We start from the raw sequence: 14,606 nt of genomic DNA on the forward strand, positions 1-14,606 counted from the left end.
CTGTCATGGGCAGTGGAACCTGGTCCACCGACGTGTACGACGCCGCCGACCGCTACCGCCGGTCGACCGGCAAGAGCGCCTTCTCCTACAGCGACAGCGGGGCGCGCACCGTGCACCCCGCCCTCGACCCCCGCGACGCGACGCGCGAGAGCCGCGACTCCGACGAGCACCCCCAGACGACGGCCGTCGCGGTGCTGTTCGACGTGACCGGCTCGATGCTCAAGGTGCCGCGCGTCCTGCAGACCAAGCTGCCGCAACTGCTCGGGCTGCTGCAACGGCAGGGCTACGCCAGCGACCCGCAGATCATGTTCGGCGCGATCGGTGACGCCACCTGCGACCGGGTGCCGTTGCAGGTCGGCCAGTTCGAGTCGGACAACCGGATGGACGACGACCTCGGCCGGATCGTGCTGGAGGGCGGTGGCGGCGGGCAGATGAGCGAGTCGTACGAGCTGGCCATGTACTTCATGGCCCGGCACACCGCCACCGACTGCTGGGAGAAGCGCGGCCGGCGCGGCTACCTGTTCATCATCGGCGACGAACTGGCGTACCCCCAGGCGAAGGCCCGGGAGATGGCCCGCGTGATCGGCGACGACCTGGCCGAGGACGTGCCGCTGCGGCAGGTCGTCGACGAGGTGACCCGCCGCTGGGACACCTACTATCTGCTCCCCGCCGGCAGCCACTACGCCGGCAACGCCACGGTGCTCGACTTCTGGCGGGACCTGCTCGGGCAGAACACCGTCGTGCTCGACGACCTCGACGCGGTCTGCGAGACCATCGCGCTCACCATCGGCCTCGGCGAGCAGGCCATCGACCTGGACGAGGGCCTGCGCGACCTGGACCGCGCCGGCTCCGGCGCCACCGGCACCGTGTCGAAGGCGCTGGCCCGCCTCGGTCGAGAGCGTCGGGCCGAGGTGTCGACGCTGCCGGCCTTCCGCGACACCACCGGTGCGGTGACCCGGCTGTGAGGCACGTGGCGGTGGTCGACCTCGGCTACGGCGACGCGGGCAAGGGCACAGTGGTGGACTGGCTCTGCGCCACCCGCCCGGTGCACACGGTGGTCCGCTTCAACGGGGGCGCGCAGGCGGCACACAACGTCGTGCTGCGCGACGGGCGACACCACACGTTCGCGCAGTTCGGCGCGGGCACGTTCCACCCGGGTGTGCGTACGCACCTGTCCCGGCACGTGGTGGTGGACCCGTTGTCGCTGGCCGCCGAGGCCGACCATCTCGCCACGGTCGGGGTGCCCGACGCGCTCGACCGGCTGACCGTCGACGGGGCGGCCCTGCTCGCCACCCCGTACCACCGGGCCGCCAACCGGGCCCGGGAGATCGCCCGGGGAGCCGACCGGCACGGCTCCTGCGGGCTGGGGGTGGGCGAGACCGTCGCGTACGGTCTCGCCCACCCCGACGACGCGCCCCGGGTCGCCGACTGCCGCAGCCCGGTGCTGCTGCGCCGCAGGCTGACCGCCCTGCGGGACCGGCTGACCGCCGAACTGGGTCCGCTGGACGCGCCACCGGTCGAGGACTGCCTGCCCGCGTTCACTGGGTTCGCCGGGCGGGTCGCGATCGTCGATGAAAGCTGGCTCGCCGGGGCGCTGCGCGCCGGGACCTGCGTCTTCGAGGGCGCGCAGGGGGTGCTGCTCGACGAGTGGCACGGCTTCCACCCGTACACCACGTGGAGCACCACCACGTTCGCCAACGCCGACAGTCTGCTCACCGAGGCGGGCCTGGCCGGCGGCGTGACCCGGATCGGGGTGCTCCGGCTGGTCACCACCCGACACGGGCCCGGCCCGTTGGTGACCGAGGACACGGACCTGCCGCTGGCCGACCCGCACAACCCGACGAACCCGTGGCAGGGCCGCTTCCGGTTCGGCCACTTCGACGCGGTCGCCCACCGGTACGCCCTCGCCGCGGCCGGCGGGGTCGACGGCCTGGCCCTGACCCACCTCGACCTTGCCGGCCCTGGGCTGCGGATCTGCCGCCGCTACGACACCACCGACCGGCTCACCCCGGGCCCGCCCGGCGACCTGGACCGACAGGCCGCGCTCACCACCCGCCTGCTGCGCTCCCGCCCGCTCTACGACGACCCGCCGACGGACTGGGCGGAGGCGGTGTCCGCGGAGCTGGGCGCACCGGTGGTGCTGACCTCGCACGGCCCCACCGCCGACGACAAGACCGCGCACGGCCCGCTGCTCGCTGAACCGGCCCTGGCCCGCTCCGCCTGACGCCCACGGCCGACGGCGGGTGATCCGGCGACTCGACCACCGGGCCGGTCGCGCCCGGCGAGCATGGGGGCATGGAATCCGCGCTCGACCTGCTCCGACAGCTGGTCACCTCGCCATGGGTGTACGTGCTGATCTTCGGGCTCACGGCGGTCGACGCGTTCTTCCCCGCGGTGCCGGGCGAGGCAGCGGTGATCACCGCGGGGGTGCTCGCGGCGGACGGCGGGCATCCCAACCTGGTCCTGGTGATCGCCACCGCCGCGATCGGCGCGCTGGTCGGCGACCACATCTCGTATGCCATCGGCCGGGGTGGAGGCGCACACCGGCTGGCCCGCCTGCCCGACGGCAGCCGTCGGCGGGCCAGCTCCGAGTGGACCCGGCGGGCGGTGGACCGACGCGGCGGGATCATCCTGACCACCTCCCGGTACGTGCCGGGCGGCCGGACCGCGGTCACCCTCACCATGGGCGCGGTGCGCTATCCCCGCCGGGCGTTCCTCCTGTACGACAGCATCGGGGCGATCACCTGGGCGCTGTACTGCGGGCTGCTCGGTTATTTCGGCGGGTTGGCCTTCGAACGCGACCCGATACGCGGCGTACTGGTCGGCGTGGGGCTCTCGGTGATCGTCACGTTCAGCCTGGAGGGGATCCGGTGGCTGCGCCGCCGGGCACACCGCCGCGCCGCCTCCGGCCACTGACCGACGTCGTGACTCCTTGTCGGCGCCGTTCCTTACTCCTGCGGGCGCCAGGTGACACCGTGCAGGAGTTGGCCGGCGCCGAGCCAGGCCACGTTCATCATCCGGGTGGCGGTCTTCTCCGGGTCGGCCTCCGGGTGGTCCGCGAGCCAGTCGGCCAGCGACTCGGTTGCGCCGACCAGCGCGTACGCGACGACCTCCAGGTCGATGGCGGTGATCTCGCGGCCCTCGGCGCGCAGCGCGTGGTCGAGCATCCCGGCGACCACCTCGACCAGCCGGGTCCGCATGGTGGCCAACTCTCCAGCGAACGGCTGCTCCCCCCGGGCCTGCCGGTAGAGCACCGCCCAGCCGTCGCGGTGCGCGCCCACGAAACCGAAGAACGCCCTCAGCCCTCGCCAGAGCCGAACGTCTGCCGGCAGGTCGGGGGCCGCCGCGCCGGCGATGGCCTGCATCATCCGGGTGCCCTCCCGGTGCAGGCAGGCAACGAAGAGCTCCTCCTTGGTGCCGAGGTACGCGTACACCATCGGCTTGGAGATGCCGGCGTCCTCCGCGATCTCGTCCATGCTGGCGGCGTGGAAGCCGCGCCGGGAGAAGACCTTGACGGCCGCGTCGAGCATCTGCTGCTCACGGACGGCGCGTGGCAGGCGCTTGAAGGCGGGAACGGTGGACACCTTGCGAGCATACCTACTCGTGCGTAGGGTTACGCGCGAGTAGCCAATTCTTCCGGAAGGCGCACCTGATGACTGACTTCGACCCGGCCACCTTCGCCAACGTCGGCCCCAAGGAGTTTGCCCAGCTGGTCAAGTCCACCCCGGACGACAAGATCGCCCAGGTGATGTCCGGTGACCTGCGCGGCAAGGTCCTCGGCGAGGTGTTCGACCGGATGCCGTCGCTGTTCCGTGCCGACCGGGCCGGTTCCACCAACGCGGTCATCCACTGGGTCATCACCGGTCGCCCCGACGGCGGCAGCGACACCTACGAGGTGGCCATCGCCGACGGCAAGTGCGTGGTGAACGAGACCCCGCAGCACGACCCGAAGCTGAGCCTGACCATGGGCCCGGTCGAGTTCCTGAAGATCGTTTCCGGTGGCGCCAACCCGGTGATGATGTTCATGACCGGCAAGCTGAAGGCGAAGGGCGACCTCGGCCTCGCCGCCAACATCGCCAACCTGTTCGACATCCCCAAGGCCTGACATGGCTGAGTTCTCGCTCGACCTGAATGAGGAACAGCGGGATCTACGCGACTGGGTGCACGGCTTTGCCGCTGAGGTCGTGCGCCCGGCCGCCGCCGAGTGGGACGAGCGCGAGGACACCCCGTGGCCGGTGATCCAGGAAGCCGCCAAGGTCGGCCTCTACGGCTTCGAGTTCCTCGCCACCTGCTGGGCCGACCCGACCGGGCTCTCCCTACCGATCGCCAACGAGGAACTCTTCTGGGGTGACGCCGGCATCGGGCTGAGCATCTTCGGCACCTCCCTCGCCGTCGCCGCCATCTACGGCGCCGGCACCCCCGACCAGATGGTCGAGTGGGTGCCGCAGTGCTTCGGCGACGTCGACTCGCCAGCCGTCGCCGCGTTCTGCACCAGCGAGCCGGAAGCCGGATCGGACGTCGGCGCGATGCGTACCCGGGCCGTCTACGACGAGGCCACCGACGAGTGGGTGCTGACCGGGCAGAAGGCGTACGCCACCAACGGCGGCATCGCCGGAGTGCACGTGGTCACCGCCTCGGTCGACCCCACGCTCGGCTCCCGGGGTCAGGCGGCATTCGTCGTACCGCCGGGCACCCCCGGCCTGGCCGCCACCCGCAAGCTGCGCAAACTCGGCCTGCGCGCGTCACACACCGCCGACGTCTTCCTCGACGGGGTACGCGTGCCCGGCCGCTGCCTGCTCGGCGGGCGGGACGCTCTGCTGGAACGTCTCGACCGGGCCCGCTCCGGTCAGCGGGCCACCGGGCAGGCCGCCATGCGCACCTTCGAACTGTCCCGACCCACGGTCGGCGCGCAGGCGCTCGGCGTGGCCCGGGCCGCCTACGAGTACGCCCTGGACTACGCGAAGGACCGGGTCCAGTTCGGACGACCGATCATCGAGAACCAGGCGGTCGCGTTCGCACTCGCCGACATGCGGATGGAAATCGACGCGGCACGGCTGCTGGTCTGGCGTGCCTCCTGGATGGGCCGAAACAACCGCCCGTTCACGGCCGGCGAGGGCTCGATGTCCAAGCTCAAGGCCGGCGAGGTGGCGGTGTCGGTCACCGAGAAGGCGGTGCAGCTGCTCGGCGGCGCCGGCTTCCTGCGCGACCACCCGGTCGAGCGCTGGTACCGGGACGCCAAGATCTACACCATCTTCGAGGGCACCTCCGAGATCCAGCGACTGGTCATCTCCCGGTCGATCTCCGGGATGCAGATCCGCTGACCGACCCTGGCCGGTCCCGTTTCGCCGGGGCCGGCCAGGGGGTCACCACCCCTGATCCCACGATCCGTGCCGTCTTCGTCACCCCGCGCCGCCGTCGGCTGGGCATGGTGCCGCGCCCAGTGCATGATCAAGGAAGAAGACGCCCTGACGGACGGGAGTCCCTTGCCCCGTCCGCGCACCCCCAAGGAGGTCTGCGGCATGGACCTGCCGTTCGTCATCGCCACGCTGACCCGTCGCGGACTACTCACCCCCGGCCGGCCGATCCGGATCGCCTCGCAGCTCAACGCATTGCGCACCTGGGGATGGAGCCTGGCCGGCGAACTACGCCAGGCAGCCACCCGGGACCCCGGCCGGACGGCGATCATCGATGAGGACGGCGTCGAGCTGACCTATCGGGACCTGCTCGACCGGGCCGAGCGGATGGCCCGGTCGATGCGGGCGGGGCTCGGCGTACAGGCCGGTGACCGGATCGGCCTGCTCTGCCGCAACCACCACGGGCTGATCGAGACGATCGTCGCGGCCACGATGCTCGGCGTCGACTCGGTCCTGGTCAACACCGGGCTCTCCGCATCCCAGCTGGCCACCGTTGCCGAAGAGCAGCAACTCCGGCTGTTGGTGCACGACGACGAGTTCGCCGAACGGGTCATCAGCCTCCCCGCCGAGCTACCCCGCCTCGACGAACGCACCCGTCAGGAGCTGGTGGCCGGGGCACTGCCGGGCGAGCTGCGCCCGCCGGAGCGGGCCGGCCGCATCATCGTGCTCACCTCGGGCACCACCGGTGCGCCGAAGGGGGCCCGCCGCCCCACGCCGAGCGGCTTCGGCCCGCTGGTGTCCATCATCGACCGCATCCCGCTGCGCACCCACAGTCGGGTGATGATCGCCGCGCCGATCTTCCACACCTGGGGGTTCGCCGCCCTCCAGGTCTGCTTCGCCCTGCGGGCCACCATCGTGCTGCACCGCCGCTTCGACCCGGCCGCCACACTCGCCGCCCTGGTGGCACACCGCTGCGACGCGCTGTTCGCCGTACCGGTGATGGTGCAGCGGCTGCTGGAGGTGCCCCCACCGGACCCGCGGCCCCCACTCAAGGTCGTCGCGGTCAGCGGATCCGCCCTGCCCGGCGGGCTGGCACCGAAGTTCATGGACGTCTACGGGGACGTCCTGTTCAACCTCTACGGCTCCACCGAGGTCTCCTGGGCCTCCATCGCCGGTCCGCAGGACCTGCGCCAGGCACCCACCACGGCTGGTCGGCCGCCACACGGCACCCGGCTACAGATGCTCGACGACGACGGCCAGCCAGTTCCCGACGGCCGAGTGGGGCGGATCTTCGTCGGCAACGAAATGCTCTTTGAGGGCTACACCTCCGGCAGCAGCCGGGAGAGCCGCGACGGCCTGCTCGACACCGGCGACCTCGGGCGGCTCAGCGCCGACGGGCTGCTCTTCGTCGACGGCCGGGCCGACGACATGATCGTCTCCGGCGGCGAGAACGTCTTCCCGTCCGAAGTGGAGGACCTGGTCGCCCGACTGCCGCAGGTCCGCGAAGCGGCCGTGATCGGCGTGCCCGACCCCGAGTACGGTCAGCGGCTGGCCGCGTTCCTCGCCCTGCACCCCGGCGAGACGCTCGACCCCGAGGCGGTCCGCGAGTACGTCCGGCACTACCTGGCCCGCTTCTCCGTCCCCCGGGACGTGATCTTCGTGAAGTACCTGCCCCGCAACGCCACCGGCAAGGTGCTCAGCCGCGAACTGCGCCGCTACGTCAGCTGAGCGGCCGCCGCTCGCCGGTCGCTCGCGCGGTCGACTCAGCTTGGAATCGTGATCCGGCCGTCGACCGCCGCGGCGGCGATGTCGGTGCGATGCTGCGAGCCAGCCAACTCCACCCCGTCCACCAGGGCGTACGCGGCGTCCCGCGCGGCGGCCAGGTCGGCGCCCGTGGCCGTACCGCAGAGCACCCGACCTCCGGCGGAGAGCAACGCGCCGTCGCTGGCCCGGCGGGCGGTGCCGGCGTGGATGATGCCCGGCCGGTCCCCACCGGTGATCACGTCGCCGGTGCGCGGCGCGGCCGGATAGCCCTGGGCGGCGAGCACCACTGCGACCGCGGCGCCGGGCTGCCAACGCAGCGGCGGATGCCCGGCCAACGTGCCGGTGGCCGCCGCGTGCAGCAGCCCGCCCAGCGGGGTCTCCAGCAGTGCGAGCACCACCTGAGTCTCCGGGTCGCCGAAGCGGGCGTTGAACTCGATCACGCGGGGGCCAACGGGGGTCATCGCGAGCCCGACGTAGAGCAGGCCGGAGAACGGGGTGCCCCGACGCCGCATCTCGGCCAGTGTCGGGTGGACCACGTCGCGCATGACGTCATCGACCAGGCCGGGCGGGGCCCAGGGCAGCGGCGCGTACGCTCCCATGCCGCCAGTGTTCGGGCCGGTGTCATCGTCGCCGATCCGCTTGAAGTCCTGAGCCGGCAGCAGTGGCACCGCCGCCTCGCCGTCGGTGACCACGAAAAGGCTGACCTCCGGGCCGTCGAGGAACTCCTCGACCACGACCCGGCCACACTCCCGCGCGTGTGCCAACGCGGCGGACCGGTCGTCGGTCACCACCACGCCCTTACCGGCGGCGAGCCCGTCGTCCTTCACCACGTACGGGGCGCCGAACTCGTCGAGCGCCCGTGCGGTGCTCTCGTCGTCCGTGCAGGCGTACGCCCGGGCGGTCGGCACGCCGGCGGCGGTCATCACGTCCTTGGCGAACGCCTTGGAACCCTCCAACCGGGCGGCCTCACCCGAGGGACCGAACACGGCGATGCCCTTGGCGCGTACCGCGTCGGCGACCCCGGCGACCAGCGGCGCCTCCGGCCCGATCACCACCAGGTCAGCCGCGGTCTCCACGGCCAGCGCCGCCACCGCGGCCGGATCGGTCGCGTTGACGGCCCGCAATTCGGCCACACCCGCGATCCCCGGATTACCAGGCGCAGCAATCAGCGCAGAAACAGCCGAGTCAGCCACCAACCCAAGAGCAAGCGCATGCTCGCGCCCCCCACCACCCACCAAAAGAACCCGCACAACGCCAGATCCTACTGTCCCCACCCCCACCACCCCCCAGCCCCCGAGACAGCCGGTGATCAAGAGGTTTGCGTCAGCGCTCGGCCGGTTTCTGACGCAAACCTCTTGATCACCGGGTTCGGTACCGGGTGGCGGTGATCGCCTGCCGAACGGTTCGCGGGATGTAGTCGGGGTTCAGGGTGTCCTGCCAGGTGAAGCGGAGGATGGTCCAGCCGGCGTTGACCAGGCGGTTCTGGCGGCGACGGTCGGCGAAGGCCGCCTCCGGCGTGCCGTGGGCGTCTCGGCCGTCCGCCTCCGCGATCACCCTCGGCCCGCGCCAGCCCAGATCGCCGGTACCGAGCAGGTACCCGTCGTCGTCGCGTACCTCCAACTGCAGCGTGTCCGGCGGCACCCGCCCGTCGACGCGCCGCAGCCGGGTGCGGGTTTCCAGGGGTGATTGGGCACGTCCATCCGCCTCGGCGACGTGGCACCGTGCCGCCACAGCGCCGCGCCGCCCCCGGATCAGGCCTGGGATCAGAGCGAGCTGCGCTGGAGTGACGCGGTCCTGGTTCAGCGCCGAGTCGAGGACCGAGACGGCCGGGTAGCGGTCAACCCGGAGGATGACGTCCGAGACGGTGCGAAGCGGGGAGGTCGCGCGAACACCCGTGACCTCGGCGACGTCGCCGGGGCCAACGGTCACCTGGTGCACAATCAGCCACGGTGCCAGAGCGCGCTGAGGTCGGGGTCGATCAACCGGCACCGAGACGTGGACCTGCGGGGTCCGGCGAAGACCCCCGATGCCGTGCAACTCCAGAGCGGTGTCCAGAACAGCGAAGGCACCCGGACCAAGGCTCACCACCGCCGCCCGAATGCGCGCCCGCCGCAGTGCTGAGTCGCTCAACTCCGCATTCGGAACGAAGCATCCGCGCAGAAGTCGTTGCCAACTGCCGCACCGATGCAACTGTCGAACCTGGTCCCTGGTCAGGCCAGCGCGCAGAGCCTGCGCCAGCGCCAGCATCCCGTCCTGACCGGCCGCGACATGACTAAGAAGCTGATGTGGTCCCACCACCACACCCTGCCCACCCACCCCGACCCACCGAAGCCCCTGTGGACAACTGCCACGGCCCTGTGGATAACCTCCGCCGTCCACCCGGTTGATCAAGAAGTTTCAGTCAGAATTCCGCTCGAATCTGACGCAAACCTCTTGATCACCGGCGGAAAGGGGTGGGGCCCGGGGCCCGGAAGGGCCTGGGTGGGGTTAGGGGAGGAGGGGGTGGAGGAGGACGTTTTCGTCTCGGCCTGGGCCTACGCCTACGACGCTCACTCTGGTGTTGCAGAGTTCTTCTACCCGGGCTATGTAGCGGCGGGCGTTCTCCGGCAGGTCATCGGCGGTGCGGGCTTTGGTGATGTCCTCCCACCAGCCGTCGAGCTCCTCGTAGACGGGCTTGGCGTGGTGGAAGTCCGTCTGGCTCATCGGCATGTCGTCGACCCGGACGCCGTTGATCTCGTAGCCGACGCAGATCGGCACCTTGGGCAGGCCGGTGAGCACGTCCAGCTTCGTGATGACCAGGTCGGTGACGCCGTTGAGGCGGCAGGCGTACCGGGCGACGACCGCGTCGAACCACCCGCACCGGCGCTCCCGCCCGGTGGTGGTGCCGTACTCCGCGCCGATCTTGCGCAGGTGTGCGCCGTTGGCGTCGAACAGCTCGGTCGGGAACGGTCCCGCACCGACCCGGGTGGTGTACGCCTTGCTCACCGCGATCACCTTGTTGATCGCGGTCGGCGGGATGCCAGCACCCACGCAGGCACCACCGGCGGTCGGGTTGGACGAGGTCACGAAGGGATACGTGCCGTGGTCCATGTCGAGCATGGTCGCCTGGGCGCCCTCCAGCAGCACCGTCTCGCCCCGGTCCAGGGCGTCCCAGAGCATCGCCCGGGTCTCCGCGATGTACGGCTTGAGCCGCTCCGCGTACTCCAGGTACTCCTCGACGGTCGCCTCAAGGTCGATCGCCTTGCGGTTGTAGACCTTGAACAGGATCTGGTTCTTCTCGCGCAGTGCGAGTTCCAGCTTCTTGCGCAGGATGCCCGGGTCGAGCAGGTCCTGGAGCCGGATGCCGATCCGGGCGACCTTGTCGCCGTACGCCGGGCCGATTCCCCGGCCGGTGGTGCCGATCCGGGACGAGCCGAGGTACCGCTCGATCACCCGGTCCAGCGCCCGGTGGTGCGGCATGATCAGGTGCGCGTCACCGGAGATCCGCAGCCGGGACACGTCGACTCCGCGCTCGGCCAAACCGTCGATCTCGGCGAGCAGCACCTTCGGGTCGACCACCACACCGTTGCCGATGACGATCATCGCGTTCGGCGAGAGCGCGCCGGACGGCATCAGATGCAGCGCGTACTTCTGCCCGTCCGGGGTGATCACCGTGTGGCCCGCGTTGTTGCCACCGGAGTAGCGCACGACGTAGTCGACCCGCTCACCAAGCAGGTCGGTAACCTTGCCCTTGCCCTCGTCGCCCCACTGAGCGCCGAGGAGCACGATCGCTGGCATCTTTTCCGCCTCCAGAAGGCTCGGGTGCCAGGTGGCGACCGGTTGGCGAGCCCGGGGTGTCAGGTTAACAAGTAGTGACGGCGTGGCCGGCAGGGGTCGCGTCGAGAGGCAGGAGGCTCCTTCCGTGTACGACGTGGTGCTGCTCACCCTCTCATCGGAGCGGGGCGCTCCCGGGGGCTGTGGCAGCGGCGGGGCCTGCTGCGGCGGTGCGACCGAGGTCGACACCGACCCGACAAGCGAGGTCGACACCGACCCGACAAGCGACACCGACCCGACAAGCGAGACCGACCCCGGCCAGACGGACACCGGCCAGACGACCCCGGTCGGCGGTGACACCGAGCGGTGCGCCACCGAGCGTCCACGGGTTCCGGTGCTGGCCTGCGCCGATGCGCTGACCGCCCGGGGCGCCCGGGTCGAGACGGTCACTGCCCGCTCCGACGCGGAGATCGACGAGGTGTTGGCCCGGCTCGACGGCCCGGCCCGTCCGGACGGCCTCGCCTGGCCGGACCCGGACGGCAAGACCCGGCTGGTCGTCGCAACGGCCAGCGACGCGCAGTTGCGCGCCGTGCTGCGCCGGCTGGTCCGGCGGTACGCGCCACCGCCGAGCCGCCGCCCGGCGGATCTACCCGGCAACCGGACCCTGCCCGACCTGCCGCCGGTGGCCGTACTCCCGCTCGATCCGGCCCGTGGCGGCACCCACCGGGACCTGGCCGCGCAGCTCGGGCTGCCTCGTGACCCGGCAGCGGTGGCTGCCGCGGTGCTGGACGGCACGCCGCGCCGACTGGACCTGCTCCGCAACGACGGCGGCTCGGTGACCCTGGACGGCGCGCTGCTCGGCGCCGCCGACGACGCCGGCCGGCCGCTGCACTGGCGGGCCCGGGTGGAGGTGGACGACGCCATCCTCACCAACGGTGACGAACCGCTGCTGGCCTGCGCGGTCGGCAACGCCGGCGGGTACGCGACGCTCGGCGACGTGACGCTGCTGACCGAACCAGACCCGGCCGACGGCCAGGTCGAGGTCGCGGTGGCCGTACCGGTGGTCGTCCGCTCGGCGTTCGGGCGCAAGCGGGTACGCCTGGAAGTTCGGCGCGCCCGCGGGCGGGCCGTGTCGGTGCTACCCAGGGAGGGGAAGGTGCCGTACCTCGACGATGGTGTCGAGGGCGAGCTGACCCGGAAGCGTTCCTGGTGGATCGAGCCGGGTGCGTGGGGGGTCTGGTCGATCTGACCTCGGCTGCGCCGACCGGCCGACCTCGGGCTGCGCCGACCGGCCCTCGTGGGCGGATGGGCCTATCCTCGCAGGAGGACTGGGGAGGGCCGTAATGGACGAGAACGCCGACCGGGCGCAGGTGCCCGGCCAGCAGCCGGTGCCGGAGCGGGACATCGAACCACTCTGGCCACCGGATCCGGCCGACCGGGGCGCAGGTGGCGCGGCACCGCCCTGGGCGGCGGTCGCCGAGCAGCGGGGTGCGCCGTCGCCGGTCGCGCCTCCGCCGGTGACACCGCCGGTGGCCGCGCCGCCGGTCGGCCGACCTCCGGTTCCCGGGCAACCCGGGGCTGCGGCCCTGCCGCCGCCCTCTCCGTCCGACTACCCGTCGCTCACCGGTGCCGTTCCGGCACCCGGGGGCTGGGGGGTGAGCGGCCCGTCTGGCGCCGGGACGGGCTGGGCGCCGCCGCAGCCGAGCTGGCCGCCGGCCAACCCTGCCGCTGCGCCGACACCGCCGGCAACGGGCACTCCGCCAGCACCGCCGGCACCTCCAGCAGCCGGCGCTCCGCCGGCAACCGGCGCTCCCGCGATCAGCGGCTTCCCGGGCAGCACCGGGATCCCCGCCAGCGCTGCGAGCGCTGGCACCCCTGCGAGCGCCGGCTCCCCTGCCAGCGCTGCGTCCACGCCGACGGACGGCTCACCCGAGGCGGCGAGCACCGCGGTCAGGGCGGCACAGGCCAGTGACCGAGGTCCGACCGCCGTCCCCGCCTCGCCGAGCGCGCCGGGCGGTGTCGACCTGGACCTGCCGTTCACGCTGGACCGTCCCACCGCAGCCGCCGCCCCCACCGAGCGTCCCACTGCGGCCACCTCGCCCACCCAGCGCCCGGCCACAGCCGCCGCGCCGACCGAGCGCCCGGCCACAGCCGCGCCCACCGAGCGGCCGGCCACCGCGAGCCCCACGCCGGCAGACTCTGCGACGGCTGGTCCCGCAGCGACCGGACCGGCGGGTCAGGGTGGCGGGACCGGGGAGGCGGGATCCGTCGGCGGAGCGGCGCGGCCCGCCACCGAGTCGCCATGGGCGTATCCGCCGCAGCGCCCGGCTGGGGCGCCCGCACCGGCCCGCGACGAGGCCGCCCCCGCAACGCCCCCGATCCCCGCCCCGCCCAGGCCGCAGCCGCCACACTCCGGCGTCCCGCAGGCCGGCCCCGGTCAGACGCACTCCGGCCCGACGCACCCCGGTCAGACGTACTCGGCTCAGTCGTTCACCCCGGCGATCCCTGGCCAGACCGGCCCGCCGCAGATCCCACCCCCGCCTGACCTGACGCAGTTCAGCAACTCGCCGCACGGCGGCCCAGCGCCGCAGCAGGCCGGGCCGGCGACTCCACCGCCCGGCCCGTTCCCGCCGTCTCCGGGTTGGTACCCACCGCCATGGCAGCAGGGCACGCCCGGTGTCCCGCCTGGGCAGCCGTACCAGGAGGCCGACGGGGTGACCCGGGTGCCCACCACCGGATACCCGGACACCCCCGGGTATCCGGAAGCCACCGGTTACCCCGACGCGACCTGGACGCCGGAGGCCACAGCGGCACCGACCGCCGAGGACTTCGCCCGACGCCGGCAGGTCCGGCCCGCCGACCCGGTGGCGACCATGGGTGTACGCGCGGTCGTCAACAAGATGGGGCTGCTTCGGCTCGCTCCCGGGCGGCAGGAGCAGGAGCTCAAGCGGGACATCGAGATGGTGCGCCGCAACTTCGGCGGGCTGCGGCAGGTGACCGTGGTCAACCCGAAGGGCGGTGCCGGTAAGACGGTGGCCATCCTGCTGCTCGCGATGACGTTCGGTCAGAAGCGCGGTGGCTACGTGCTGGCCTGGGACAACAACGAGACCCAGGGCACCCTCGGGATGCGCGCCCAGCAGGATTTCCACTCCCGCACGGTGCGGGACATGCTGCGTGACCTCGGGCAGTTCCAGGGTTCACACGGGCGGGTCGGTGACCTGTCGCAGTACGTCCGCTCGCAGGGCGAGGGGATGTTCGACGTACTCGCCTCGGACGAGTCGGCCACCGGTGGCGAGATGCTGACCGCGGCCGCGTTCGCCGAGATCCGTGAGGTGGTCAGCCGGTTCTACAAGTTGATCTTCGTGGACACCGGGAACAACGTCCGGGCGCAGAACTGGCAGGCCTCGATGGACGCCACCGACCAGTTGGTGGTCACCATGTCGGCCCGAAACGACTCAGCGGAGACCGCCGCCCGGATGCTCGACCACCTGGAGCAGAGCGGCCGGCAACGGCTGGTCCGCCAGGCCGTGACGGTGGTGTCGATGCCGCCGTCCCGCAAGGAGATCGACCTGCCGGCCATCCAGGAGCACTTCGCGGCCCGCACTCGGGCGGTGCTGCTGGCCCCGTACGAGCGGCTCATCGACACTGGCGAGCCGATCCGGTACGGCGGGCTCTCCGCGGCCACCCGGGACGCCTGGCTGAAGATCGCCGCAGCGGTCGCCGAGGGGCTGTAAC

At 72.2% G+C, this 14,606-nt stretch carries 12 protein-coding genes; 8 read left to right on the forward strand and 4 right to left on the reverse strand.

Annotated features, from left to right (window positions below; translation table 11 throughout):
* Window positions 1–5 precede the first annotated feature (5 nt).
* The 3 genes from ABZS37_RS08310 to ABZS37_RS08320 all read left to right on the forward strand — a co-directional run bounded on the left by ABZS37_RS08310 (window position 6) and on the right by ABZS37_RS08320 (window position 2,916).
* The gene (locus ABZS37_RS08310; RefSeq protein WP_355166818.1) at window positions 6–965 is read left to right on the forward strand and encodes a hypothetical protein; all 960 of its coding nucleotides are present in this window, start codon (window positions 6–8) and stop codon (window positions 963–965) included.
* On the forward strand, window positions 962–2,224 hold the full coding sequence (locus tag ABZS37_RS08315; protein WP_355166820.1) for an adenylosuccinate synthetase: 1,263 nt from the start codon (window positions 962–964) through the stop codon (window positions 2,222–2,224). Before ABZS37_RS08310 ends, ABZS37_RS08315 begins: the two co-directional genes overlap by 4 nt.
* Before the next feature lie 71 nt (window positions 2,225–2,295).
* The gene (locus tag ABZS37_RS08320; protein WP_355166822.1) at window positions 2,296–2,916 is read left to right on the forward strand and encodes a DedA family protein; all 621 of its coding nucleotides are present in this window, start codon (window positions 2,296–2,298) and stop codon (window positions 2,914–2,916) included.
* Window positions 2,917–2,948: 32 nt separating this feature from the next.
* Here ABZS37_RS08320 and ABZS37_RS08325 read toward each other — a convergent pair whose 3' ends face one another.
* Complete coding sequence (locus tag ABZS37_RS08325; RefSeq protein ID WP_355166824.1) at window positions 2,949–3,584, reverse strand: TetR/AcrR family transcriptional regulator; 636 nt, start codon at window positions 3,582–3,584, stop codon at window positions 2,949–2,951.
* Window positions 3,585–3,652: 68 nt separating this feature from the next.
* Here ABZS37_RS08325 and ABZS37_RS08330 point away from each other — a divergent pair, with 68 nt between their 5' ends.
* The 3 genes from ABZS37_RS08330 (at window position 3,653) to ABZS37_RS08340 (ending at window position 7,082) form a co-directional block, all read left to right on the forward strand.
* Window positions 3,653–4,105 carry an SCP2 sterol-binding domain-containing protein gene (locus ABZS37_RS08330; protein WP_354992850.1) on the forward strand — a complete coding sequence of 151 codons (453 nt, stop codon included), beginning with the start codon at window positions 3,653–3,655 and terminating at the stop codon, window positions 4,103–4,105.
* Window position 4,106: 1 nt separating this feature from the next.
* Window positions 4,107–5,321, forward strand: coding sequence for an acyl-CoA dehydrogenase family protein (locus tag ABZS37_RS08335; protein ID WP_355166826.1), 1,215 nt, complete (start codon window positions 4,107–4,109; stop codon window positions 5,319–5,321).
* Window positions 5,322–5,519: 198 nt separating this feature from the next.
* A complete protein-coding gene (locus tag ABZS37_RS08340; protein WP_355166828.1) occupies window positions 5,520–7,082 on the forward strand; it encodes an AMP-binding protein in 1,563 nt (520 codons plus the stop codon).
* Window positions 7,083–7,117: 35 nt separating this feature from the next.
* On the opposite strand, the gene purD is transcribed toward ABZS37_RS08340, so the two are convergent.
* The 3 genes from purD to ABZS37_RS08355 all read right to left on the reverse strand — a co-directional run bounded on the left by purD (window position 7,118) and on the right by ABZS37_RS08355 (window position 10,895).
* The gene (gene purD, locus ABZS37_RS08345) at window positions 7,118–8,368 is read right to left on the reverse strand and encodes a phosphoribosylamine--glycine ligase (RefSeq protein ID WP_355166830.1); all 1,251 of its coding nucleotides are present in this window, start codon (window positions 8,366–8,368) and stop codon (window positions 7,118–7,120) included.
* 109 nt (window positions 8,369–8,477) lie between these two features.
* Window positions 8,478–9,413, reverse strand: coding sequence for a hypothetical protein (locus ABZS37_RS08350; RefSeq protein WP_355166832.1), 936 nt, complete (start codon window positions 9,411–9,413; stop codon window positions 8,478–8,480).
* Between the two features lie 192 nt (window positions 9,414–9,605).
* On the reverse strand, window positions 9,606–10,895 hold the full coding sequence (locus ABZS37_RS08355) for an adenylosuccinate synthase (protein WP_354992856.1): 1,290 nt from the start codon (window positions 10,893–10,895) through the stop codon (window positions 9,606–9,608).
* A gap of 124 nt (window positions 10,896–11,019) precedes the next feature.
* Between ABZS37_RS08355 and ABZS37_RS08360 the strand changes: the two genes are divergently transcribed.
* Together ABZS37_RS08360 and ABZS37_RS08365 are read left to right on the forward strand one after the other, a co-directional pair.
* A complete protein-coding gene (locus ABZS37_RS08360) occupies window positions 11,020–12,120 on the forward strand; it encodes a hypothetical protein (RefSeq protein WP_355166834.1) in 1,101 nt (366 codons plus the stop codon).
* A 94-nt stretch (window positions 12,121–12,214) separates the two neighbouring features.
* A complete protein-coding gene (locus tag ABZS37_RS08365) occupies window positions 12,215–14,605 on the forward strand; it encodes a chromosome partitioning protein (RefSeq protein ID WP_355166836.1) in 2,391 nt (796 codons plus the stop codon).
* Window position 14,606 lies beyond the last annotated feature (1 nt).

The sequence above is a fragment of the Micromonospora sp. NPDC005413 genome, assembly GCF_040606435.1.
Taxonomy (GTDB): Bacteria; Actinomycetota; Actinomycetes; order Mycobacteriales; family Micromonosporaceae; genus Micromonospora.